Raw genomic sequence first — 22,822 nt, forward strand, 5'->3', positions numbered from 1 at the left:
CCATGCCCCACCTCCTGAACAGCTATCGTGCCGAGAACATCACGCTGCGGGCCGGCGGCCGGCTTCTGCTGGACGGCGCAGGCGTCACCGTCGCTCCGGGCCGGGTGAGCGTGCTGATCGGGCCGAACGGCGCGGGCAAGTCGACTTTGCTCAAGGTTCTGTCCGGCGAACTGCGGCCCTCGGGCGGGCAGGTGCGGCTGGGCGAGGAGGCCGTCTCCCGGCTCGGGCCGGCGCTGCTGGCGCGCCGGCGCGCGGTGCTGCCGCAAAGCGTGGAGGTGGCGTTTCCCTTCACCGTTGCCGAGGTGGTGGCGATCGGTCGTCCGGCGGGGCGCGGCGGTCATGAGGCGGTGTCGCGCGCGCTCGGCCGGGTCGAGATGGCGGAGCGCGCCGGCGAGGCCTATCAGCGGCTTTCGGGCGGCGAGAAGCAGCGCGTCCAGCTCGCCCGCACACTCGTGCAACTGGAAGCGGGGGCGGAGCGGGGCGGCGGACCGGGCTATCTCCTGCTCGACGAGCCGACTGCGAGCCTCGACCTCGCCCAGCAGATGCTGGTGCTGCGGCTGATGCGCACCCTCGCCGCGGAGGGCGTCGGCGTGCTGGCGGTGCTGCACGACCTCAACCTCGCGGTGCTCGCGGCGGACGAGATCGTCGCGCTGGAGGCGGGGCGCGTGGTGGCGCGGGGCACCCCGCACGAGGTGATGACCGATGCCCGCATCGGCGCGCTCTACAAGGTGCCCGCCCGCATCGGCTGGGCCCCCGAAGCGCTGCCCTTCCTGCTGCCGCACGGGCTTGTGGGGGACGGCGCGAAGCGATGATGAGGGCAGTGCGCGGCGCTTGGGAGTTCCTGCGTCGACATGCCGGTCGCACGCGCATGACGGGTCCGCATCGTCGTTCTCATTCCGCGCCGTCATGTCCGCCAGGCCCTCCGCCTCTTTGACGTGGGGAGTCATCCCCGTGCCGGCGTGGGATGAGAGGGTGGAACGAGGATGGGAGAGCGTCCTCGCAGCCCTCATATCGTCATCGCAAGCGGAAGCCGGCCGATCCCGGCTCTGCGCCGCGCTCCGGCCGCGATGGCGGGTGGGGTGTGCATTCCGGGAGGACAGCCGGGGCGTGGAGGCGCGGCCGATGCCAGAACCGGAGCGGCGCCCGGGGAATGAAAACGCCCGGCGCAGAGCCGGGCGGGATCGGTCGGCGTCGACGAATGTCGGCTCAGCGCGCGGCGCATTCCTCGTTGACCAGCTTCAGCACATGGTCGAAGGCGGTGGTGGCGGCGGCTTCGGCGCGGGTGTCCTCGTCCGGCGACAGGTCCACGGAGTCGAGCCCGGCGACGAAACGGCGCCAGTGCAGGCCGCGGCCTTCGGCGTGACCGGCGAGGTGGCGGGCGCCGAAATCGTCGGAAAGGCCGATCTTCGCGGCCTCCTTGGCGAGGAAGGCGGCGCCCATGTTGGAGCCCTCCACCACATAGAGCCAGCCCAGTGCTTCGGGCAGCGGCAGGGCAGGGCCGTCGGTCGCTTCCGGCAGCGTCAGACCCAGATCGGCGAAGTCCCGCGTCAGCGCCTCTAGGCGGGAGCGCTCGGCGAGCGTCGGCAGGAAGGGCTGCAGGGCCGGATCGGCATAAAGCGCCTCGACATGGCGGTGCAGACGGTACTGGAAGCGGAGGAACCGGGCGTAATTCTCGCGCGCCGCGAAGGGTTGTGCGGCCATCACGGCGCTGTCGACGCGTTCATGGGCCGCATGGGTGGCGGCACGGAAGCGCTTGGCGCGGCTCGGCGCGAGAGTGTCGGCGGCAACGGTCATGGTCGGTCTCTCGGATCGGATCGGCGTCGCACCGCCGGACGGGATTCCGCAGAGGAATACCCGGCCGCCGGCGCTCTGTCACTTCATCGCCGCGGTTGCAGCGCTATCACTTGGTGATGAGCGGGGCGGCGCTGGCCACCTCGCCGCCGCCGAAGCGCACGGTGAGGCCGGCCTTCACGGTCAGGCCCGCGCTCGGCAGGAAGTTCTGGTACTGGGTGTACTGCTCGTCCAGAAGGTTCTCCACCGAGAAGCGGAGCAGCGTGCTCTCGTTGAACTGGTAGCCGGCATAGAGGCTGACGATGTTGAAGCTTGGGGTCGGGTCGTAGACCGAGCTGTCCGGCAGGTCGGAGGCCTTCATCGCGGCGACCGCGGTCCAGCGCGCGGCGATGGTCAGCTTCTCGTCGAGGAAGCGGAAGCCGAGGGTGGTCGAGATCTGGTCCGGCGGAATGGTGGAGAGCGGCTGGCCGACATTCTCGCCCGCGGTCACCTTGCCGTCGGTGGTCTGGCCGGCGAGGCCGAGGAACCAGGTGCGGGCGTCGTAGCTGCCCTCGAACTCGAAACCGCGCAGGCGGGCTTCGTCGACGTTCTGGTACTGCGCCAGCGAATAGCTGTTATAGGCGTAGCAGCGGCCGCGCATCGAGTAGATGCAGGCCGGATCGCCGAAGGTCATCAGCTCGATATAGTCGTCGACATCGTTCTGATAGTAGTTCGCCTTGATGCGCAGCTTGTCGCCGGCAACGAACAGGCCGTCCTTCTTGATGTTGACGCCGATTTCCTTGTTCTTGCCGACTTCCGGCTTGAGGTTCGGGTTCGGCACGAAGGAGAACGGCGTGAGGCCGCCGGTGAAGAAGGCGGGATGCGCGCCGGAGACGAGCGCCTCGGTGACCGACGGGGCGCGATAGCCTTCCGCATAGGTGGCATAGACCGTCAGCCAGTCCCACGGGGTGACGCCGACCGTGAACTTGGGCGAGAAGCGGTCGCCCGAGGTGCCGGAGCTGTTGTCGGAGCTCAAGGAATAGGCGTCGTAGCGCAGGGCGGCGATGGTCTCCAGCCAGGTCGAGTAGTTCGACTTGAGCTGCACGAAGGCGCCACCGACGCCGCGCTCGCCCGAGGGGTTGTAGCCCGCGCCGAAGCCGTAATTGTCGGTGTTGTCGACGTCGTCGTGGAAGTAGTCGCCGCCATAGGTCACGGCGTGTGCCCACGAGCCGGTGGTGAAGCGCGAGGTGTTGTTGGCGTCGAAGCCGACGGTGTCGATCTGGAAGTTGCGCGGATCGCCGACCTTGCCGGTGATGGCATTCGAGCTGCCGAAGGTCTTCACCTGATCCTGGTCGACCCGGTTCCAGTAGACGCTGGAGCGCCAGTCGAACAGGTTGTCGTCGGGGTTCGAATAGTTCCACGCCACGCTGGCGGTCGTGTTCTGCACATCGGTCGAATATTGCGTCGAGGTGGCGGTCGCCTCGCTCGCCGTGGTGTAGCTGCTGTCATAGTTCATGAACGACAGCTTCACTTCGTGGAAGTCCGCCGGGCGCACGGTCACCTTGGCGATTCCGGTCCAGTCGTCATGGGCGGAATTGGGGACGGTGTCGCCATTGCCGTCCTTGAAGTCGTCCTGGCTTCGATAGGTGCCGCCGACGAACAGGTCGACATTCTGGCCGATGCGGGTGGCGCCGAACAGCGAGCCGAAGCCCATCGGGCCGTTGCTGCCACCCTCGGCATTGGCCTCGATGCCCCAGGTCTTGCCCGGTGCGATGATGTCGTTGGCGTCCTTGGTCTGCAGCATCACGACGCCGCCGATGGCGCCCGAGCCATAGATGTTCGACACCGGGCCGCGCACCACGTCGACCGTGGAGATGAGGCCGGGCTCGACGAAGAAGGTGCCCGCGCCATTGCCGTGCCCGAGCTGGGTGAAGTTCTGGCGGGCGCCGTCGACGATGACCGCGACGCGGCCGAAATCCTGCAGGCCGCGGATGTTGATCGCGGTCTGCGTCGAATTGGGATTCTCGATGGCTGTGACGCCGGGCATGCCGCGGAAGAGGTCGGCGGTGGTGGTCGGCATGAGCTGCTGGATGTCGTCCGGACGACGCACGCTGACCGCCGCGAGGGTGTCGATCCAGGTCTGCTGGATGCGGGTCGCGATGACCGTGATGGGATCCAGCTCGATATACTGGTCGGTGGCCACAACCGCGGCGGCGGTGCCCGCGGGCGCGGCGGTCGTCGCCTGCTGCGCCAGGGCCGGCGTGGCCACCGCCAGCGCCGCGAGCGACACGCCGAGGGCGGCTGCGCTGCGGGCGTTCATCCGGAAAGGCATCGCCGGCGCGCGGCGGACGGTCTCGTTCATCGGTCGGGATCCCCAGATCGTTCAGCGGACAGCGGCAAGCTGTCCGTTTCATCGCAGCGAACCGCCCCGCCCGCTACCTCCTGAAGGATTAAGGGAAGTCAAAACCTTACGTCAAATGAGCGATTACTGGATTTGTAAGAGTTAAAAACAAAAGAATCCAGCAAAATCAACGATTTTTCCTCTAAGGCATGTGTTGCTCATTTGCAATTGTGGCATGAATTGAATTATTAAATTTATTCCAAAAACAAGGTCAATAACTGTTCATAGCGATTATAAAGAAGAGCGCGTGCTCGTTACGGATTTTGCCGGCGGCCGGCGCATGGCCGCCATCGGTGGACCTACGTGATTCGCCGTAACGCCGCTTGCCGCTTGCCGCCGGGAGCGGCACAGTCGCCGCCCGGCCGGGGAGCGGCCTCTTCAGAAAGGGAGCAGGCGGCCATGCGCACGAAGACCGCGGACGGAACCATCCGCATCGGCATAGGCGGCTGGGTGTTCGAGCCGTGGCGCGGGAGCTTCTATCCCGACAAGCTGCCGCAGAAGCGCGAGCTGGAATATGCCGCGCAGCATCTCACCTCCATCGAGGTCAACGGCACCTATTACGGTTCGCAGAAGCCGGAGAGCTTCGCCAGGTGGCACGCCGAGACGCCGGACGGCTTCGTCTTCGCGCTGAAGGGCCCGCGCTTCGCCACCAATCGCCGCGTGCTGGCGGAGGCGGGGCCGTCCATCGAGAAGTTCATCGGCAGCGGCATCGTGGAGCTGAAGGAGAAGCTCGGGCCGATCAACTGGCAGTTCATGCCGACAAAGCCGTTCGACCCGTCGGATTTCGAGGCCTTTCTCAAGCTGCTGCCGAAGAGCCATGAAGGCCGCGCGCTGCGCCACGCCGTCGAGGTTCGCCATCCGAGCTTCGCGGTGCCGGACTTCGTCGCCATGGCCCGCGCGCATGGCGTGGCGATCATCACGGCGGGCGACAGCGAACACCCGCAGATCGCGGATGTGACGGCACCCTTCGTCTATGCGCGCATCATGGGCACGCAGGAAGGCGAGGCGGCCGGCTATTCCGGGGCGGCGCTCGACGCCTGGGCGGCGCGGGCGAAGGCGTGGGCGGGCGGCCGGCGGCCGGAGGGGCTCAACGTGGTGGACGAGGCACACAAGGTCGCTGCCCATCCCGACGTGTTCCTCTATGTCATCTCCGGGTTCAAGGCCCGCAACCCGGCGGCCGCCATGGCTCTGATCGAGCGGGCGGGGACAGAGGACACGGCGCGATGAGTGTGACGATCTACGGCATCAAGACCTGCGACACAGTGCGGAAAGCCCGCGCCTGGCTGGACGGGCACGGCGTCGCCTACCGCTTCCACGATTTCCGTGCCGAGGGACTGGAGCGCGACCGGCTGGCCGGCTGGGTGAAGGCGGTCGGTTGGGAGGTGCTGCTCAACAAGGCCGGCACGACCTTCCGCAAGCTGCCGGAGGCGGACCGGCAGGACATCGACGAGCCGAAGGCCATGGCCCTGATGCTGCGCGAGCCTACCGTCATCAAGCGTCCGGTGCTGGAGAACGGCGCGGCGGTGAGCGTCGGCTTCAAGCCGGGGCAATATGAGGCGCTGTTTCCGGGGAGCTGAGGGGCGCCGGACATCGTTCGGGCCGCCCTCCGCCCGCCCGCGCCGGCCCCGCGTCGTTTCGTGCCCGCCCGCACGTCGCGCCCTTGATCTTGCCGCGCTTCCCTGCCACATCGGCGACCATGGACGCCCTTGCCACACCGCCTGCCACCGACGCCGCATCCCCGCTTGAACGCGAGGTCGCGCGGCGGCGCACCTTTGCCATCATCTCGCACCCGGACGCGGGCAAGACCACGCTGACCGAAAAGCTGCTGCTGTTCGGCGGCGCGATCCAGCTCGCCGGGCAGGTGAAGGCCAAGGCCGAGCGGCGCAACACCCGCTCCGACTGGATGGCGATCGAGCGCGAGCGTGGCATCTCGGTCGTCACCTCGGTGATGACCTTCGAATATGAGGGCCTCGTCTACAACCTGCTCGACACGCCGGGCCACGAGGACTTCTCGGAGGACACCTATCGCACGCTCACCGCGGTGGATTCCGCGGTCATGGTGATCGACGCGGCGAAGGGCATCGAGGCGCGCACCCGCAAGCTGTTCGAGGTGTGCCGGCTGCGCGACATCCCGATCCTGACCTTCATCAACAAGATGGACCGCGAAACCCGCGATCCGTTCGACCTGCTGGACGAGATCGAGAAGACGCTTGCGCTCGACACCGCGCCGGTCACCTGGCCGATCGGGCGGGGCCGCGACTTCGCCGGCACCTTCGACCTCACCCGGCAGCGCGTTCGCCTGATCGACCCGGATGGCCGGCACTCGCCGCTCTCCGAACCGATCGACCCCTCCGACACCGCCGCCATCGCGAAGCTCGCGCCCGGCGTCGATGCCGCCGCGACCGCCGAGGAACTGGCGCTGGTCAGGGATGCGTGCAACCCCTTCGATCTCGCCGCCTTCCGCGAGGGGCACCTCACGCCGGTCTTCTTCGGCTCGGCGCTGCGCAATTTCGGCGTCGGCGACCTGCTGGACGGCCTCGGCGCGAACGCACCTAGCCCGCGCGCTCAGCAGGCGGCGGGGCGCACCGTCGAGGCGTCGGAGCCGCGCATGTCCGCCTTCGTGTTCAAGATCCAGGCGAACATGGATCCGAACCATCGTGATCGTATCGCTTTCGCAAGGCTTTGTTCGGGAAAGCTCACGCGGGGCATGAAGGCGAAGCTGGTGCGCACCGGAAAGCAGATGAGCCTGGCGACGCCCCAGTTCTTCTTCGCGCAGGACCGCGCGCTGGCGGAGGAAGCCTATGCCGGCGACGTGGTGGGCATACCGAACCACGGCTCGCTGCGCATCGGTGACACGCTCACCGAGGGCGAGGAACTGAGCTTCGTCGGCGTGCCGAGCTTCGCCCCCGAAATCCTGCGCCGCGTGAAGCTGGCCGACGCGATGAAGGCCAAGAAGCTGAAGCAGGCGCTTCAGGAAATGGCCGAAGAAGGCGTCGTGCAGGTGTTCCGCCCGGCGGACGGCTCGCCGGCGATGGTGGGCGTGGTCGGTCCGCTGCAGCTCGACGTGCTGAAGAACCGGCTCTCGGCGGAATACAGCCTCGACATCGGCTTCGACAGCTCCGAGTTCCAGCTCGCCCGCTGGGTGACCTGCGAGGATCCGAAGCGGCTCGACGAGTTCGCCACCGCCAATCGGTCCGGCATGGCGGAAGACCTCGACGGCGACCCGGTCTTCCTTGCCTCCTCGGCCTTCATGATCGGCTACACGGGCGATCGCTGGCCGGGAATCGTCTTCACCGACATCAAGGACGTGAAGAAGGCAGCGGCGTAAAGGGCACCACGGTCACCAGCCGGGCGCTGGCGACCGCCACCCGGTCGCGGCCGGTGCGCTTGGCCTGGTAGAGCATCTGGTCGGCGGCGTTCAGCGTCGCTTCGAAATCATAGCCGTTGGGTTGGGCGAAGGCGATGCCGGCACTGGCGGAGCAGGTAAGCCCGAGCCCGTCGCGGACGCGGGCGGCGAAGTCCGCGCGCACGGCTTCTGCCTGGCGCAGCGCGGTGTCCACGCCGATGTCGCGCAGGATGAGCGCGAACTCCTCCCCGCCATAGCGCGCGGCGATCTGCCCGAAGGCGAGGTTTGCCTGCAACGCCGCGCCGAACGCGACCAGCACGTGATCGCCGGTCGCGTGGCCGTGCTGGTCGTTGATCGACTTGAAGCGGTCCACGTCGAACAGCACGATCGCGGCGTCTCCATGCAGGGGATGGTCGCGTACATGGTCGAACAGCGCGCGCCGGTTCACGAGGCCGGTCAACAGGTCCGTCATCGCCTCCTGCCGGTGGGCGCGGGCGAGGCGGGACTGGTTGAGGGCCAGCGTCAGCGCCCCGATGCCGGCCACCCCGATGATGCTGACGATGACGTTGATGATCTCGGCGATGCCGTTGGGCGCTTCCCCGAGCGCGAACCGGCCGGACAGCCCCAGTGCGAGCGCGCACAGCAGGAAGCTGAAGGCGGTGGCCGCATAGAGCCCGCACATGGTGAGCACCGCCAGGGGAGCTTCCCCGCGGCCCTGCCAGTATTCCCATGCCGTGAGCAGCAGCAGGATGCCGGCAACCAGATTGAAGAGCATGAAGCTCAGGCCGTCATAGCCGAAGAAGAAGGGCGGCACGGTGACGAGGATGCCGAGGCCCGCCGCGAGGCTGGCGGACGGCCAGGGCGGGATGCCGAGGCGGAATTGCCGTCCGGTCGCCATCAGGACCGAAAATGCGCTCAGCAGCAGCGCGATCGCCAGCACACCGACCCATGGGTCGGGGTCCGCGACATAATAACGGTAGCTCAGGACATGGAGCACCACGAAGGCGATGCCAACCGCCGAGGTCAGCAGGAAACCGTCGCTGCGGGCGGCGATCCACGAGGCGAGAAGGATTCCCACCAGGCACACGGCGGAGAAGCCGATCGCAACCAGCAATGACGGGTAGTCGAGCAACATTCGACAGTTCCGCGGCGGAGGGCAGGCCGGCATGGCCCATCGCGGCGATCGTTCGGGATGGGGAGCGTGCGCTTTGACGCGGCAGCATCGGACCCGGGGCGAGGACGCGCGGCCATTCTAGTCTGCTCTCGACGCGAGGGCCACTGGCTCGGCGTCCAAACCCGTATCGCTCCCGGCAACGACGGAATCTGCAGGGTTTTTTGCTCCGGGCCACGGGCTTTTCCATCGGCCACCGTGGCATTCATGCTGGAATCTCTCTAGCTTCTGCGCGCCATTTCCATGCTTGGAGCCTGTGTCGCCATGATCATGATGTTTGTGGGCCTTCTGCTCTTCCTCGGCCCTCACATCTTCACCACCAACCGCGCGGCGCGGGCGGCGGTGATCGCACGGATCGGGGAGGGCCCCTACAAGCTGCTCTACGCCGTCGTCTCGACGCTCGGCGTGCTCATCACGGCTTACGGCTTCGGCGAATGGCGCTCGGAAGGGCCGCGCCAGCTCTATCATCCGCTGGTGGCGATGCGGCACGTCAACTTCCTGCTGATGCTGATTGCTTCCATCGCCGCGGTGTCGGCCTATGTTCCGAGCCACATCAGGGCATGGCTCAAGCAGCCGCTGCTGGTGGCCGTGAAGATCTGGGCGCTGGCTCATATCCTCGTGAATGGCGACGCGGCCTCGCTCACCCTGTTCCTCATCATCCTCGCCTGGGCCGTCTATGACCGCATCGCGGTGAAGCGGCGGGGCGATCCGCTGCCGGTCGCGCCGAAGGGCTGGGGCGGGGATGTCGTTGCGGTTCTCGGCGGTCTCGTGCTTTATGCGGCGCTCGTCTTCCTGTTCCACCCCTATGTCGTACGGGTGCCGCTGATTCCGGTCTGAACAGGCGTTCAATCAAGAAGACGGCAGGGCAAAGCCCCGAGGAGACCCCATGTCGATCCAGTCTGCCGTGCGCCGGCTTACCGCGCCGGATATCCGCGCCCGCAAGGGCGGCGAGCCCATTGTCTCGCTCACCTCCTACCATGCCCACACTGCCCGGCTGGTCGACCCCCATGTCGACTTCATCCTGGTGGGCGACTCGCTCGGCATGGTGATGCACGGGCTCGAGACCACGGTGCCGGTCACGGTGGAGATGATGATCCTGCAGGGACAGGCCGTGATGCGCGGATCGGCCCATGCGCTCGTCGTGGTGGACCTGCCCTTCGGCTCCTATGAGGGCTCGCCGCAGCAGGCCTTTGCGACGGCGGCCCGGGTGCTGAAGGAAACCGGCGCCGGCGCGGTGAAGCTGGAAGGCGGGCGCCGCATGGCGGAGACCGTGCGCTTCCTCGCCGATCGCGGCGTGCCGGTGATGGGCCATGTCGGCCTCACCCCGCAAGCCATCAACACCCTCGGCTCCTTCAAGGCGCTGGGGCGTGACGAGGCGGGTGCGGAGATCATCCGCGACGACGCCCGCGCCATCGCCGAGGCGGGTGCCTTCTCCATCGTGCTGGAAGCGATGGCCGAACCGCTGGCCCGGGCCATCACGCAGGAGGTGGCCTGCCCGACCATCGGCATCGGCGGCTCGTCCGCCTGCGACGGGCAGATCCTGGTGCTCGAGGACATGCTCGGCCTTTCCGACCGGGTGCCCCGCTTCGTCAAGAAGTTCGCCGATATCGGCCCGGCCATCGGAGCGGCGGTGGAAAGCTACGCGAGCGAAGTGCGCGCACGCTCTTTCCCCGGCCCGGAACACGTCTACGCCACCAAGAAGGCGAGCTGAGACCCGGCCCGGTGCGGCCGGTGAGCGGACATTTGCCTTGATCGGGCCGCACCGATGATTTACCCGCCCTTGACGGACCGCGTTTCCACGCTGGCGCAGCGTGAGGACGGACGGTCGTAACCTTTCCTTTGCGCGTACGGACCACCGATGGCAGACATCTTCAACGAGATCGACGAGGATCTCCGGCGCGAGCGGCTGGGCAAGATCTGGAACCGCTACGGTGCCTATATCGTCGCCTTTTTCGTGATCGTCGTGCTCGCGGTGGCCGGCTGGAGCGGCTACCAGTGGTGGACGCTCAAGCAGGAGCAGGCCTCCGGCGCGCGCTTCGCCGCCGCGCTGAAGCTGAGCACCGACGGAAAGCACGCCGAGGCGGCGGAGGCCTTCGAGGCGCTGGCGAAGGACGGCACCGTCGGCTACCGGGAGCTGGCCCGCTTCCGCGCCGCCGCCGAACTCGCCACCACCGACAAGGCCAAGGCCGTCGCGGCCTATGACGCGCTGGCCACCGACACCTCGCTCAGTGCGATGGCCCGCGACGTGGCGCAGCTCCGCGCGGGCTATCTGCTGGTGGACACCGCCACGCGCGCCGAGATCGAGCAGCGCATGGCCCCGCTCAGCACCGATACCGGCGCGCTGCGCGACTCCGCCCGCGAAGTCATCGGCCTCGCCCAGTACAGGGCGGGCGACATGGCGGCGGCCGCCAAGACCTTCGAATCCATCCTGGCCGATCCCGAGGCACCTCCCGGGGTACGCCAGCGCGCGGAGCTGATGCGCTCGCTCGCCACCGGCGGTCCGGCGGTGGATGCACCGCCGAGCGCGACCATCGCTCCGGCGCCTTCCGTCCCGATGCCCGAGCAGCCGTCGCTGCAGCTCCCCGTGCCGCAGCCGATGCCCGGCGAGGAGCCGGCTCCGCCGGCTGATGGTGCCGCGTCCGATGCCGCGCCGGGCGTTCCGATGCCGGATGATCCGGCCGCTGCCGCTCCGGCCGCCGCTCCGCCGGTCCCCGCGTTGCCATCGCCGGCCGAGCCGGCTTCGGCCGCGCCCGAAGCTGCGCCCGAAGCGCCTTCCGCCACGCCTGCGCCGGGCTCGCCCGCCGCGCAGCCCGCCGCCCCGCAATAGGACAACACCTCATGCCGAATCGTCACGTGGTGCGTCGTCTCGCCCTGGCCTGTGTGCTTATCAGCCTGTCCGGCGCGCTCGCCGGCTGCGAATCGATGGACGCACTGAATCCCTTCGCCACGAAGCAGAAGAAGCTGCCCGGCACCCGCGTGCCGGTCTTCCCGGAGGGGGTGCCCGGCGTCGACTACAACGCGCCGCCGCCGCAGCCGGCCAATTCCGCCATTCCCGACCCGGCCATGTCGCCCGCGCCGGATACGTCCGCCGGTGGCGCCGCGCCGCGCGGCGCGGTGACGACGCAGTAAGACGGCCCACCCAACCCAGCACGCGCCTCTTGCGCGGCAGAACGGGCGCGGAGGCGCTCTCCTCATGTCCCTCACCGTTGCCATTGTCGGCCGGCCCAATGTCGGCAAGTCGACGCTGTTCAACCGGCTGGTGGGCAAGCGTCTCGCCCTCGTCGACGACCGCCCCGGCGTGACCCGCGACCGCCGCGAGGGCGACGCGCAGCTTGGCCACCTGCAGTTCAGCATCATCGACACCGCCGGTCTCGAGGAGGCCAAGGCCGACAGCCTGGAGGCGCGGATGCGCGCCCAGACCGAGGCCGCCATCGCCGATGCCGACGTGCTGCTGTTCATGGTCGACGCCCGCTCCGGCCTGACGCCGACCGACCGCGTCTTTGCCGATCTGGTGCGCCGCGCCGGCAAGCACACCATCCTCGTCGCCAACAAGAGCGAGGGCCGGCAGGGCGAGGCCGGCTTCATGGAGGCGTTCGGCCTCGGCCTCGGCGAGCCGGTGCCGATCTCGGCCGAGCATGGCGAGGGCATGGCCGATCTATTCCGCGCGCTGCGCGAGGTGTTTCCAGACGACGATGAGGCGGACGAGGAAAGCGAGGAGCCGGAAGAGGGCGGCCAGCGGCGCATCCGCGTCGCGGTGCTTGGGCGGCCCAATGCCGGCAAGTCCACCCTCATCAACGCCCTGCTCGGCGAAGACCGGCTGCTCACCGGCCCGGAGGCCGGCATCACCCGCGACTCCATCGCGGTCGAAGTGGAGCGCGCGGGCATTCCGCTGAAGGTGTTCGACACGGCCGGCATGCGCAAGCGCGCCCGCGTCGACGACAAGCTGGAGAAGCTCTCCGTCGCCGACGGCATCCGCGCCGCCCGCTTTGCCGAGGTGGTGGTGGTGATGATGGACGCCACCCACCCCTTCGAGGAGCAGGATCTGCGCATCGCCGACCTCGTGCTGCGCGAGGGCCGGGCGCTGGTGCTGGCGATCTCGAAATCCGACCTTGTGCGCGGGGAGGGCGGCTTCCTCTCCCGCATGCGCGAGGAGGCCGACCACTGGCTGCCGCAGGCCAGGGGCATGCCGGTGGTGCTGGTCTCCGGCCTCACCGGGCACGGGCTCGATCACCTCGTGCAGGCGGTGGCGAAGGCGCATGAGGTCTGGAACCGGCGCATCGCCACCAACCCGCTCAACCGCTGGCTGACCGAGACCACCGGCGAGCATCCGCCACCGGCGGTGTCCGGCCGCCGCATCAAGCTGCGCTACATCACCCAGCCCAAGAGCCGGCCGCCGAGCTTCGTGCTGTTCTGCTCGCGCGCCGATGCGCTACCGGAGAGCTATCTGCGCTACCTCACCAACGGCCTGCGCACCACCTTCGACCTGCCCGGCGTGCCGATCCGCATCACGCTGCGCGAAAAGGACAACCCCTACGCCGAGAAGGAGTGAGGGCAGGCGCGCCCTCCTCCGTTCCCCTGTTCAGCCCGGCAGGTGGAAATCCACCAGCCGCCGCGTTGGGAAGTCGTAAAGCCGGCCCGTCTCCTCGAAGGAGGGCAGGCACAGCGCGAGGATCGCCTCCGCTACCTCGTCCGGCGTCGGCAGGGTTTCCGGATCCTCGCTGGGGAACGCCTTGGCCCGCATCCGGGTGCGCACCGGGCCGGGATTGAGCAGGTTGACGCGCAGGTTCGAGAGATTGGCCGTTTCCGCCGCCCAGGTACGCGCCAGAACCTCCACCGCCGCCTTGGTGACCGCATAGGGCCCCCAATAGGCCCGCGCCTTGTGCGCCGCGCCGGATGAGACGAGGACCGCGCGCCCGGCCGTCGAGAGCCGCAGCAAGGGGTCCAGCGAGCGCACCAGCCGGTAGTTGGCGGTGAGGTTGATGGCGACGATGTCGTCCCATTCCTTCGGCTCGACCTGCGCCAGCGGCGTCATCGGCCCCAGGATGCCGGCATTGCCGATGAACACGTCCAGCCGGCCGAACCGCTCATAGAGCGCGCCGCCCAGCCGGTCGATCGCCTCGAAATCCTTCACGTCCATCGGCACCAGCGTGGCGGAGGAACCGGCCTCGGTGATCGCGTCGTCCAGTTCCTCCAGCGCGCCGGAGGTGCGCCCGATGGCGATGACATGCGCACCGGCCTTCGCCAGCGCCACGGCGGTCGCCTGCCCGATGCCGCGGGTGGCGCCGGTGACCAGCGCGTAGCGGCCGGTGAGGGGATGGAGCAAGGTTTGGTTGGCGTCAGGGGTGGGGGCGTCGTTCATGCGGCGTCCTCTCTTGGGGGCGTCTGGAAGATCAGTTGGAAGCCGACATCACGACCGACGGCGCGGAGCGTCGGTGCGGGCCATGATAGACGGCCTCGATATTGTTGCCTTCGGGGTCGAGCACGAAGGCGGCGTAATAGCCGGGATGATGGTCGCGCAGCCCCGGTTCGTCATTGTCGCGTCCGCCGGCCGCAAGCGCCGCCGCGTAGAAGCGGCGCACGGTGGCCTCGTTCGCCGCCTGGAAGGCGAGGTGGGTCCGGCCGGTGGTCGGCGTGCCGGCGCTGACGAAGAGCTCGTCGCAAAAGAAAGCGCCCTCGCCGTCGCTCACCGGGACGCCGAGGGCCTTGAAGATGGCGCCGTAGAATAGCCGGCACGCCGGCAGGTCGCTTACCACGAGCTGGATATGGTCGATCAGCCGGCCGCGATGCCATTCACGCTGTTCGACCATGCCCGCCTCCTGCGTGGCGCCGCGTTCAGCTCGCCTCCGCCAGCAGCGAGAGCTGGCGCACCGGCACCTCGCCGTCACGGTCGGTGAGCGGGGTCGGGTATTCGCCGGTGAAGCAGTGATCGGTGAATTGCGGGCGCACCGGGTCGCGACCCTCGAAGCCCATGGCGCGATAGATGCCGTCCACCGAGAGGAAGGCGAGGCTGTCGGCGCCGATGTAGCGGCGCATGCCTTCCAGATCGTGGGTGGCGGCGAGCAACTTGTCGCGGTCCGGGGTGTCGATGCCGTAATAGTCCGGGTGGGTGATCGGCGGCGACGAGATGCGGAAATGAACCTCGCGGGCGCCGGCCTCGCGCATCATGCGCACGATTTTCACTGACGTCGTCCCACGAACCAGGCTGTCGTCGATCAGCACGATGCGCTTGCCCTCGACCACCGCGCGGTTGGCCGAGTGCTTCATGCGCACGCCCTGGTCGCGGATCGACTGGGTCGGCTGGATGAAGGTGCGGCCCACATAGTGGTTGCGGATGATGCCGAGTTCGTAGGGAATGCCGGAGGCCTGCGCATAGCCGATGGCCGCCGGCACGCCGGAATCCGGAACCGGCACCACCACGTCGGCATCGGCCGGCGACTCGGAGGCGAGCTGCATGCCCATGGTCTTGCGGACCTGGTAGACCGAACGGCCGCCGACGATCGAATCCGGCCGGGCGAAATAGATGTACTCGAAGATGCAGGGGCGCGGGGCCACCTGCGGGAAGGGGCGCAGAGTCTCGACCTTGTCGGAGGAGAAGACGATCACCTCGCCCGGCTCGACGTCGCGCACATAGCGGGCGCCGATGATGTCGAGCGCGCAGGTCTCGGAGGTGAGGATCGGGTGCCCGTCCAGCTCGCCGAGCACCAGCGGGCGGATGCCGAGCGGATCGCGCGCGCCCACCAGCTTCTTGTTGGTGAGGCCGACAAAGGCATAGGCGCCTTCGAGATGCCGCAGCGCCTCGATGAAGCGCTCGGTGAAGCGCGGCTTCTTGGAGCGGGCGACGAGGTGGAGCATCACCTCGGTGTCGGAAGTCGACTGGCAGATGGCACCGTCGCGGATCAGCTGGCGGCGCAGCGTCAGGCCGTTGGTGAGGTTGCCGTTATGGGCGATGGCGAAGCCGCCGCCGTCGAGCTCCGCGAAGAGCGGCTGGACATTGCGCAGGATGGTGGCGCCGGTCGTGGAATAGCGCACATGGCCGATGGCGATCTGCCCCGGCAGGCGCTTGATGACCTCGGCGTCGGAGAAGGCGTCGCCGACGAGGCCGAGGCGACGCTCGGAGTGGAAGCGCTGGCCGTCGAAGGTGGTGATCCCGGTGGCTTCCTGGCCGCGATGCTGCAGGGCGTGGAGGCCGAGCGCGGTGATCGCCGCGGCGTCCGGGTGGCCATAGACGCCGAACACGCCGCATTCCTCGCGCAGCGTGTCGCCATAAGGATCGAACGTCGCAGCATCGCCGCAGGCCGCTTTCACCTGAGCGTCATCAACCATCGCGTACGTCATGGGACCTCCGGTCCGTGCGCAGTCCGGCGGCTGCGCGTGCTCCCTTGAGCCCCTCCCGATCCTGCGGACGAAAAAGGCTCGCGCTCCAGGTAACCGGAGCGTTTCCGCAACGCAAACGTCATACAACGTTCACGGAAAGCGCTCCAGCGGGTCGTAAAGACAGAAACCGCCGAAACGATGACGTTGCGGCGGCTCACATCATTGCGCGGGCTGCGTGGGAGCGGTCGGCTCCGGCGGCGGCTCGGCGTCGGTATCCTTGGAGCCCTTGAATTCGCGGATCAGGCCCTCGGGATCATCCGGCAGGATGGAGATGAGCCAGTTGCCCCCGCTTTGCAAGACCACCCGCGAGCGGGCATCGCGAATCCAGGAGGGCTGGCCCTGCTCGTTCTGGGACAACCAGTTGAAGAACAGGAACGCCACAACCATGATGAGAAAGCCGCGCGCCAGGCCGAAAATGAAGCCCAGCGTGCGGTCCAGCGCCCCGATCCGGCTGTCCAGCACCGCATCCGAGATGCGCACGGTGATGATGGACACGATGATGAGGGTCACCACGAAGACGCCGCCGGCGGCTGCGATCATTGCAACCGTGTCTTGGCTGATATGCTGCTTTGCGAAGGGCAGGACGTGGGGATAGGCGTACAGCGTCACCACCGCCGCGATCAGCCACGACGCGATCGCGAACACCTCGCGCACGAAGCCTCGCACCATCGCCAGAAGGCCGGAGATCAGCATGACGGCGAGAAGGATGATATCGAGCAGCGTCAAGGACATCCACCTGGTGTGAAGCAGGGCGGGACGGGCCGGGGGGATCGAGGCGAATCCTCAACGGCGCCGGAGGCGAGGGCGGGCGAGGTATAGCGTGCCCCACCGCACCCGTCACGCCTCTTCTGCCGCCTTCTGTGGAGCGCGGCGCGGGGCGCGCGCCGCGATGCCGGCGACGAGATCGGCCAGCGTCGCCGCCGGGCGGATCGCGAGGCTGGCCTCGCCGGGCGGGGGATCGCTGGCGAGCAGCGGCGGCACCACGGCGCCCTTGAAGCCGAGCTTGGCCGCCTCCTTCAGCCGCGCCACCGTGTGGGCGACCGGCCGGATCGCGCCGGTAAGGCTGAGCTCGCCGAAATAGACGCTTTCCGCGGGCAGCACGGCGCCGGTGAGCGAGGACACCAGGGCCGCTGCCACCGCAAGATCGGCCGCCGGCTCGGAGATGCGGAAGCCGCCGGCGACATTGAGATGCACGTCATGGCCGCCGAGCTTCACGCCGCAACGTGCTTCCAGCACCGCGAGCACCATGGAGAGGCGGCTGGGATCCCACCCCACAACGGCGCGGCGCGGCGTGCCGAGGCTGGTGGGCACCACGAGCGCCTGAATTTCCACCAGCACCGGGCGCGTGCCCTCCATGCCGGCATAGACCGAGGTGCCCGGTGCCGAGCGGTCGCGATTGGCAAGAAAGAGTTCGGAGGGGTTGGCGACTTCGCGCAGGCCGAGCCCGGTCATCTCGAACACGCCGATCTCGTCGGTCGGGCCGAAGCGGTTCTTCTGTGCGCGCAGGATGCGGAAGCGGTGCGCGCCGTCGCCCTCGAAGGAGAGCACCGCGTCCACCATGTGCTCGACCACACGCGGGCCGGCGATCTGGCCGTCCTTGGTGACATGGCCAACCAGGATCACCGCAGCGCCGGCCTTCTTGGCATAGCGGATCAGGATCTGTGCCGAGGTGCGCACCTGGGTGACGGTGCCGGGCGCGGATTCGACGCTCTCCGTCCACATGGTCTGGATCGAATCGACCACAACCAGTGCCGGGCTGCGGCCGGCGGAGAGGGTGGCGACGATGTCCTCGACATTGGTTTCCGATGCAAGCTCCACCGCCGCATCGGACAGGCCGAGCCGGCCGGCGCGCAGCCGGACTTGTGCGACCGCCTCCTCGCCCGAGACATAAATGACCCGGTGGCCGCGCGCCGCCAGCGCCGCCGAGGCCTGGATGAGCAGGGTGGACTTGCCGATGCCCGGATCGCCGCCGATGAGCAGCACCGAACCCGGCACCAGCCCGCCGCCGGTCACCCGGTCGAACTCGGCGATGCCGGCGACCGTGCGCGGGGCGTCCTCGCTGGCGCCGGAGAGGCCTTCCAGCGGAAAGACCCTGCCCTTGCGGTCGGTGCGCTGGGCGGCGGGGAGAGCGGCCTGGGCGTTCTGCTCCTCGGCGATGCTGTTCCAGGCGCCGCAGGCATCGCATTTGCCTTGCCAGCGTGGATAGGCGGCGCCGCAGATCTGGCAGATGAAGGCGTTGGGACGTTTGGCCAAGGCGTGTCTCGAATGAAGAAGGAATGAACGGCGGGAGGACGGAGCAGGGCGCCCGCGACGCCGCCCGAGGGATCAGTCCTCGCGCCAGACCCGGTGATAGCGCCGGCCAAGCGAGGTCAGCACTTCATATCCGATCGTGCCGCCATGCACCGCCCAGTCGTCCACTCCAATGCCGCCGCCGAGCGCAGTGACGAAATCGCCTGCGTGAACATCGTCTTCCGGCACATCGGTGATGTCGACGGCGAGCAGGTCCATCGAGATGCGGCCGACCAGCGGGCAGCGCCGGCCGGCGACGAGGACGCAGGCGCCGCGCTTGAGATCGCTGCCGCCGGCAAAACGCGGCAGGCCGTCGGCATAGCCGGCGGACAGAACGGCGACCCGGCTGAGGCGACGCACCCTTTCGGCCGCGCCATAGCCCACCGCTTCTCCCTCATGCACGGTGCGGATCTGCGCGATCCTCAATTCCAGCGTGACCACCGGGCGCAGCGGAAGCTGGTCGGCGCGGGCCCGCCCGCCATAGAGCGCGATGCCGGGACGAACGAGATCGAAATGCAGCGCGCGGTCGCCGAGCGCGCCGGCGGAATTGGCGAGCGAAGCCGGCACGCCGGGGAACAGCGCGGCAATGGCCTGGAAATCCTCGAGCTGACGAGCGGTCAAAGGATGCAGCGGCTCGTCGGCGCAGGCGAGGTGGCTGAGCAGCAAAGCCAGCGTGAAGCCGACTTCGTTCCGCCGGTCGGCAAGGCCAATCGCCTCGGCCGGCGCGAGGCCCAGCCGGTTCATGCCGGTATCGACATGGACCGCCGCCGGCAGCGCTTCGCCCTGTGCGGCGCAGAACGCTTCCCAGCGCGCAATCTCCTCGACGCTGCCGAGAACCGGACGAAGATCATGGGTCCCGAACACCGGTTCGGAGCCTTCGAACAGGCCGTTCAGCACATAGATGGTCGCATCCGGCAGTGCCGTGCGAAGGCGCCGCCCTTCGATGGGCAGGGCAACGAAGAACACGCGCGCCCCGGCACGCCAGAAGGTGGCGGCGGCCGGCTCCAGTCCGACGCCATAGGCATCGGCCTTCAGCACTGCGGCGCACTGGGCCGGCGCCACGCGGGCGGCGATCTCGCGATAGTTTTCAGCGAGGGCCGTGCCGTCGACGGTCAGCCGGCCGCCGGTCTCTTCGATCGGGATGGTCGGGATTCGCTCGCTCATGCTGTCACTCTTGGCGTCGTTCCTGCCGTCACTCCTGCCGTCACTCCTGCGGCGGCAGGAAGTCCTCGTTCGCCAGCGAGGAGAAGCGGGTGTACTGCGCCTCGAAGGCCAGCTTCACGGTGCCGGTGGGGCCGTGGCGCTGCTTGCCGATGATGACCTCGGCCGTGCCCTGCACCGATTTGAGGTCGGTTTCCCACTTGAACCACTCTTCCGTGCCTTCCTTGGGCTCCTTGCCCTTCAGGTAATATTCCTCGCGGAACACGAAGAGCACCACGTCGGCATCCTGCTCGATGGAGCCGGATTCGCGCAGGTCCGAGAGCTGCGGGCGCTTGTCGTCACGCGATTCCACCTGTCGGGACAGCTGCGACAGCGCCATGATCGGCACGGCAAGTTCCTTGGCCAGCGCCTTCAGGCCGGTGGTGATCTCGGTGATTTCCTGCACGCGGCCTTCCGAAGCGCGCTTCGACGAGCCGGAGAGCAGCTGAAGATAGTCCACCACCATGAAGTCGAGGCCGCGCTGGCGCTTCAGCCGGCGGGCGCGGGCGCGCAGCTGGGCGATGGAGATGCCGCCGGTATCGTCGATATAGAGTGGCGTCACCTGCATCATCTGCGCGCCGGCGGCGAGCTTGTTGAACTCGCTCTCTGAGATGTCGCCCCGGCGGATCTTGTAGGACGGGATCTCGGTCTGCTCGGCGAGAATACGGGTGGCGAGCTGCTCGGCCGACATTTCCAGCGAGAAGAAGCCGACGATGCCGCCATCCGCTGTCTTGGTGGAGCCGTCCGGCTGCACCTCGCCGCGATAGGCGGCGGCGATGTTGTAGGCGATGTTGGTGGCGAGCGCGGTCTTGCCCATGCCGGGGCGGCCGGCCAGCACGATGAGGTCGGATGGCTGGAGCCCGCCCATCTTCTCGTCGAGGCGGTCCATTCCGGTGGCGATGCCCGAAAGGTGGCCGGCGCGCTGGAACGCCCGGCTCGCCATGTCCACGGCCTCGACCAGCGCATCGTTGAAGCGCACGAAGCCGCCATCGTAGCGGCCGGTCTCGGCGAGCGAATAGAGCCGCTTCTCGGCTTCCTCGATCTGCTCCTGCGGGGTGGAATCGATCGGGGCCTCGAAGGCCTCGTTCACGATCTCCTCGCCGATCTGGATCAGGTCGCGACGCACCGAGAGATCGTAGATCGTGCGGCCGTAATCCTCGGCATTGATGATGGTGGTCGCCTCGGCGGCAAGCCGGGCCAGATATTGCGGCGCGGTGAGGCCGGCGAGGTCGAAATCGGCGGGCAGGAAGGTTTTCAGCGTGACCGGAGTCGCCACCTTGCCGGCGCGGACCAGCGTGCCCGCGGTCTCGTAGATCTTGGCGTGGATCGGCTCGAAGAAGTGGCGCGGCTCAAGGAAGTCGGAGACGCGATAGAACGCCTCGTTGTTCACGAGAATGGCGCCCAGCAGCGCCTGCTCCGCCTCGACATTGTGCGGGGCGGTGCGATAGGCCGCGCCAGTTTCGGCCGGCTGGGTGGCAGGCTTGTCGAGCATCGTCCACGGCTCCGGGTGTCAGGCCCACAGGTAAGGCCGTCGCGACGGCAGAGTCGAATCCGAAAGCCGCCCAATCGCCCGGACAGGCGGCAGAGAAGTCTTGCATGTGGAAGGCGTGCAAAAGGGCAGGCATCGCTTGACTCAGGGAAAGCCGTTTCGCCGCAAGGGCGCTGGCTCATGAAGCGGTCCGCCGGGTCCTGTCGCTACTGTGTGTCCGCGGGGTTCCGGATAGGTTGCGCCTATTCAATGTCAGAACAAATGAAGAACGCAAGCAAAAAAACCGAGGGCCGCAACGGCGAGCCCAGGCTTTGCGATTCGGATCGGCGGCTATTCTCCCGCGAGGCGCAGACCGGGCCGGTTGCGCATCTCTGTCCGCTTCAGCTTCGTCTCGGCCTCCGCGATATAGCTGCGCGTCATTGGCACCACGCCTTCCTTCCGGGCGAGTTGCACCTGAAACACCATCATGCCCTGGTGGCGGAATGCCATCTCCGAGGCGGCGAGATAGAATTCCCACAGCCGGACGAAGCGCTCGTCATAGAGCCGCTCCGCCTCCTCGGCATGGGCCATGAACCGCTCGCGCCAGCATTTCAGCGTTTCGGCATAATGCAGGCGCAGGATCTCGATGTCGGTGACATAAAGGCCCGCCTTCTCGATGGCGGGCAGTACCTCGGACAGTGCGGGGATGTAGCCGCCGGGGAAGATGTAGCGGGCGATCCAGGGATTGGTGATGCCCGGCCCTTCCGAGCGCCCTATGGCGTGGACGAGGGCGACGCCGTCATCGGTCAGCAATTCGGCGATGCGCTGGAAATAGGTATCGAAATGACCGATGCCGACATGCTCGAACATGCCCACCGAGACGATGCGATCAAAGGGGCCCGGCGTTGCGCGGTAGTCCTGCAGCCGGAATTCGGCGTTCCCGGTCAATCCGGCCTCTTCCGCGCGTCCCTTGGCGACGGCGAGCTGTTCCTCGGACAGCGTCACCCCGGTGACGTTTGCACCGGCGTTCTGTGCCAGATACAGCCCGAGCCCGCCCCAGCCGCAGCCGATGTCGAGCACCCGAAGCTCCGGGCGATCCAGCAGCAGCTTGGCGGCAATATGCCGGCGCTTGGCGAGCTGGGCATCGTCCAGCGACTGGCCGGGATGCTCGAAATAGGCGCAGGAATACTGCTTGTCGGCATCCAGGAAGAGCGCGTAGAGCCGAGCGTCCAGATCATAGTGATGCGCAACGTTCCGGCGGGAGCGGCGGGGCGGATTGAACTGGGCGAGCCGGCGCGCCATGAAGCGCAGCCAGGACAGGCCCTTGGCGCTGACGCCTGGCGGCTTGAGGCCGACCTGCGCCATCAGCACCGCCAGAAGATCGGCGATAGAACCCTGCTCAACGACGACGCCACCATCGGTATAGGCCTCGCCGAGCTTGAGTTCTGGGTCGAGGGCAACGGCGCGTTGCCATTTCGGACAGACAAAGCGGATGGCGATCGGGGGCCCCGAGCCGTCCCCGAAGGAACACTGCTGGCCTGATGCCAGCGTCACCGTCAGATTGCCGGTCCGGACAACCCGGTTCAGCACTGCCGCAAGCAACCGTTCCATCGGCCGCCTCCACCTTCTTGGTCTCAAACGAGGCCAGGCACCTGCTCAAAGTAATGGCAAAGGGATCACTGCTTAAAGCGATTGCATCATAATATGATGCTTACCGCAACGGACGGGAAGACCCGGAAAACGCGAAAAAGCCCGGCCGAGGACCGGCCGGGCTTCGCATTTTGTCGAATAACCTAAAGTAAA

20 protein-coding genes are annotated in these 22,822 nt (G+C 67.8%); 9 read left to right on the forward strand and 11 right to left on the reverse strand.

Features of this window, described 5'->3' with window-relative positions:
* The first annotated feature begins 2 nt into the window (after positions 1–2).
* Positions 3–812: a heme ABC transporter ATP-binding protein gene (locus MWN34_RS00545; protein ID WP_247025681.1), complete on the forward strand. Its 810-nt coding sequence runs from the start codon at positions 3–5 to the stop codon at positions 810–812.
* A 394-nt stretch (positions 813–1,206) separates the two neighbouring features.
* On the opposite strand, the gene MWN34_RS00550 is transcribed toward MWN34_RS00545, so the two are convergent.
* Together MWN34_RS00550 and MWN34_RS00555 are read right to left on the reverse strand one after the other, a co-directional pair.
* A complete protein-coding gene (locus tag MWN34_RS00550; RefSeq protein ID WP_247025682.1) occupies positions 1,207–1,794 on the reverse strand; it encodes a biliverdin-producing heme oxygenase in 588 nt (195 codons plus the stop codon).
* 106 nt (positions 1,795–1,900) lie between these two features.
* Positions 1,901–4,132 (reverse strand): TonB-dependent hemoglobin/transferrin/lactoferrin family receptor, encoded by a 2,232-nt coding sequence (locus MWN34_RS00555; protein WP_247025683.1) that lies wholly within the window; start codon positions 4,130–4,132, stop codon positions 1,901–1,903.
* 438 nt (positions 4,133–4,570) lie between these two features.
* Here MWN34_RS00555 and MWN34_RS00560 point away from each other — a divergent pair, with 438 nt between their 5' ends.
* The 3 genes from MWN34_RS00560 (at position 4,571) to MWN34_RS00570 (ending at position 7,499) form a co-directional block, all read left to right on the forward strand.
* On the forward strand, positions 4,571–5,398 hold the full coding sequence (locus MWN34_RS00560; RefSeq protein WP_247025684.1) for a DUF72 domain-containing protein: 828 nt from the start codon (positions 4,571–4,573) through the stop codon (positions 5,396–5,398).
* On the forward strand, positions 5,395–5,748 hold the full coding sequence (locus MWN34_RS00565; RefSeq protein WP_247025685.1) for an ArsC family reductase: 354 nt from the start codon (positions 5,395–5,397) through the stop codon (positions 5,746–5,748). The genes MWN34_RS00560 and MWN34_RS00565 overlap by 4 nt, the downstream gene beginning before the upstream one ends.
* Before the next feature lie 119 nt (positions 5,749–5,867).
* Entirely contained in the window at positions 5,868–7,499 is a 1,632-nt protein-coding gene (locus MWN34_RS00570; protein WP_247025686.1) for a peptide chain release factor 3, read from the forward strand.
* Here MWN34_RS00570 and MWN34_RS00575 read toward each other — a convergent pair.
* Positions 7,471–8,652 (reverse strand): GGDEF domain-containing protein, encoded by a 1,182-nt coding sequence (locus MWN34_RS00575; protein WP_247025687.1) that lies wholly within the window; start codon positions 8,650–8,652, stop codon positions 7,471–7,473. The genes MWN34_RS00570 and MWN34_RS00575 overlap by 29 nt on opposite strands.
* Before the next feature lie 300 nt (positions 8,653–8,952).
* On the opposite strand from MWN34_RS00575, the gene MWN34_RS00580 reads away from it, so the two are divergent.
* From MWN34_RS00580 to der, 5 genes are all read left to right on the forward strand, one after another.
* Positions 8,953–9,525 (forward strand): NnrU family protein, encoded by a 573-nt coding sequence (locus MWN34_RS00580; protein ID WP_247025688.1) that lies wholly within the window; start codon positions 8,953–8,955, stop codon positions 9,523–9,525.
* 49 nt (positions 9,526–9,574) lie between these two features.
* Complete coding sequence (gene panB, locus MWN34_RS00585) at positions 9,575–10,399, forward strand: 3-methyl-2-oxobutanoate hydroxymethyltransferase (protein ID WP_247025689.1); 825 nt, start codon at positions 9,575–9,577, stop codon at positions 10,397–10,399.
* A gap of 147 nt (positions 10,400–10,546) precedes the next feature.
* On the forward strand, positions 10,547–11,515 hold the full coding sequence (locus tag MWN34_RS00590) for a tetratricopeptide repeat protein (protein WP_247025690.1): 969 nt from the start codon (positions 10,547–10,549) through the stop codon (positions 11,513–11,515).
* 11 nt (positions 11,516–11,526) lie between these two features.
* Positions 11,527–11,817 (forward strand): hypothetical protein, encoded by a 291-nt coding sequence (locus MWN34_RS00595; RefSeq protein ID WP_247025691.1) that lies wholly within the window; start codon positions 11,527–11,529, stop codon positions 11,815–11,817.
* A gap of 64 nt (positions 11,818–11,881) precedes the next feature.
* Positions 11,882–13,237: a ribosome biogenesis GTPase Der gene (gene der / locus MWN34_RS00600; RefSeq protein ID WP_247025692.1), complete on the forward strand. Its 1,356-nt coding sequence runs from the start codon at positions 11,882–11,884 to the stop codon at positions 13,235–13,237.
* Between the two features lie 30 nt (positions 13,238–13,267).
* Here the strand turns inward: der and MWN34_RS00605 are convergent, their stop codons facing one another.
* From MWN34_RS00605 to MWN34_RS00640, 8 genes are all read right to left on the reverse strand, one after another.
* Positions 13,268–14,047 (reverse strand): SDR family NAD(P)-dependent oxidoreductase, encoded by a 780-nt coding sequence (locus MWN34_RS00605; RefSeq protein WP_247025693.1) that lies wholly within the window; start codon positions 14,045–14,047, stop codon positions 13,268–13,270.
* A 31-nt stretch (positions 14,048–14,078) separates the two neighbouring features.
* Entirely contained in the window at positions 14,079–14,495 is a 417-nt protein-coding gene (locus MWN34_RS00610; protein WP_247025694.1) for a VOC family protein, read from the reverse strand.
* A 25-nt stretch (positions 14,496–14,520) separates the two neighbouring features.
* Entirely contained in the window at positions 14,521–16,011 is a 1,491-nt protein-coding gene (gene purF / locus MWN34_RS00615) for an amidophosphoribosyltransferase (RefSeq protein WP_247026110.1), read from the reverse strand.
* Positions 16,012–16,221: 210 nt separating this feature from the next.
* On the reverse strand, positions 16,222–16,794 hold the full coding sequence (locus MWN34_RS00620) for a CvpA family protein (protein WP_247025695.1): 573 nt from the start codon (positions 16,792–16,794) through the stop codon (positions 16,222–16,224).
* Between the two features lie 105 nt (positions 16,795–16,899).
* Positions 16,900–18,315, reverse strand: a complete 1,416-nt coding sequence (radA, locus tag MWN34_RS00625) for a DNA repair protein RadA (protein ID WP_247025696.1) — start codon at positions 18,313–18,315, stop codon at positions 16,900–16,902.
* A gap of 72 nt (positions 18,316–18,387) precedes the next feature.
* Positions 18,388–19,515, reverse strand: coding sequence for an alanine racemase (gene alr, locus MWN34_RS00630; protein ID WP_247025697.1), 1,128 nt, complete (start codon positions 19,513–19,515; stop codon positions 18,388–18,390).
* A 40-nt stretch (positions 19,516–19,555) separates the two neighbouring features.
* Complete coding sequence (locus MWN34_RS00635) at positions 19,556–21,043, reverse strand: replicative DNA helicase (protein ID WP_247025698.1); 1,488 nt, start codon at positions 21,041–21,043, stop codon at positions 19,556–19,558.
* Positions 21,044–21,370: 327 nt separating this feature from the next.
* Positions 21,371–22,630: a cyclopropane fatty acid synthase gene (locus MWN34_RS00640; protein ID WP_247025699.1), complete on the reverse strand. Its 1,260-nt coding sequence runs from the start codon at positions 22,628–22,630 to the stop codon at positions 21,371–21,373.
* Positions 22,631–22,822 lie beyond the last annotated feature (192 nt).

Source organism: Ancylobacter crimeensis (assembly GCF_023016805.1).
GTDB lineage: Bacteria > Pseudomonadota > Alphaproteobacteria > Rhizobiales > Xanthobacteraceae > Ancylobacter > Ancylobacter crimeensis.

Bases quoted from the DNA above. Each gene is read 5' to 3' on its own strand.
- MWN34_RS00545 (WP_247025681.1), top strand. From the start codon at position 3: ATGCCCCACCTCCTGAACAGCTATCGTGCCGAGAACATCACGCTGCGG.
- MWN34_RS00550 (WP_247025682.1), bottom strand. From the start codon at position 1,794: ATGACCGTTGCCGCCGACACTCTCGCGCCGAGCCGCGCCAAGCGCTTC.
- MWN34_RS00555 (WP_247025683.1), bottom strand. From the start codon at position 4,132: ATGAACGAGACCGTCCGCCGCGCGCCGGCGATGCCTTTCCGGATGAAC.
- MWN34_RS00560 (WP_247025684.1), top strand. From the start codon at position 4,571: ATGCGCACGAAGACCGCGGACGGAACCATCCGCATCGGCATAGGCGGC.
- MWN34_RS00565 (WP_247025685.1), top strand. From the start codon at position 5,395: ATGAGTGTGACGATCTACGGCATCAAGACCTGCGACACAGTGCGGAAA.
- MWN34_RS00570 (WP_247025686.1), top strand. From the start codon at position 5,868: ATGGACGCCCTTGCCACACCGCCTGCCACCGACGCCGCATCCCCGCTT.
- MWN34_RS00575 (WP_247025687.1), bottom strand. From the start codon at position 8,652: ATGTTGCTCGACTACCCGTCATTGCTGGTTGCGATCGGCTTCTCCGCC.
- MWN34_RS00580 (WP_247025688.1), top strand. From the start codon at position 8,953: ATGATCATGATGTTTGTGGGCCTTCTGCTCTTCCTCGGCCCTCACATC.
- panB (WP_247025689.1), top strand. From the start codon at position 9,575: ATGTCGATCCAGTCTGCCGTGCGCCGGCTTACCGCGCCGGATATCCGC.
- MWN34_RS00590 (WP_247025690.1), top strand. From the start codon at position 10,547: ATGGCAGACATCTTCAACGAGATCGACGAGGATCTCCGGCGCGAGCGG.
- MWN34_RS00595 (WP_247025691.1), top strand. From the start codon at position 11,527: ATGCCGAATCGTCACGTGGTGCGTCGTCTCGCCCTGGCCTGTGTGCTT.
- der (WP_247025692.1), top strand. From the start codon at position 11,882: ATGTCCCTCACCGTTGCCATTGTCGGCCGGCCCAATGTCGGCAAGTCG.
- MWN34_RS00605 (WP_247025693.1), bottom strand. From the start codon at position 14,047: ATGAACGACGCCCCCACCCCTGACGCCAACCAAACCTTGCTCCATCCC.
- MWN34_RS00610 (WP_247025694.1), bottom strand. From the start codon at position 14,495: ATGGTCGAACAGCGTGAATGGCATCGCGGCCGGCTGATCGACCATATC.
- purF (WP_247026110.1), bottom strand. From the start codon at position 16,011: ATGGTTGATGACGCTCAGGTGAAAGCGGCCTGCGGCGATGCTGCGACG.
- MWN34_RS00620 (WP_247025695.1), bottom strand. From the start codon at position 16,794: ATGTCCTTGACGCTGCTCGATATCATCCTTCTCGCCGTCATGCTGATC.
- alr (WP_247025697.1), bottom strand. From the start codon at position 19,515: ATGAGCGAGCGAATCCCGACCATCCCGATCGAAGAGACCGGCGGCCGG.
- MWN34_RS00635 (WP_247025698.1), bottom strand. From the start codon at position 21,043: ATGCTCGACAAGCCTGCCACCCAGCCGGCCGAAACTGGCGCGGCCTAT.
- MWN34_RS00640 (WP_247025699.1), bottom strand. From the start codon at position 22,630: ATGGAACGGTTGCTTGCGGCAGTGCTGAACCGGGTTGTCCGGACCGGC.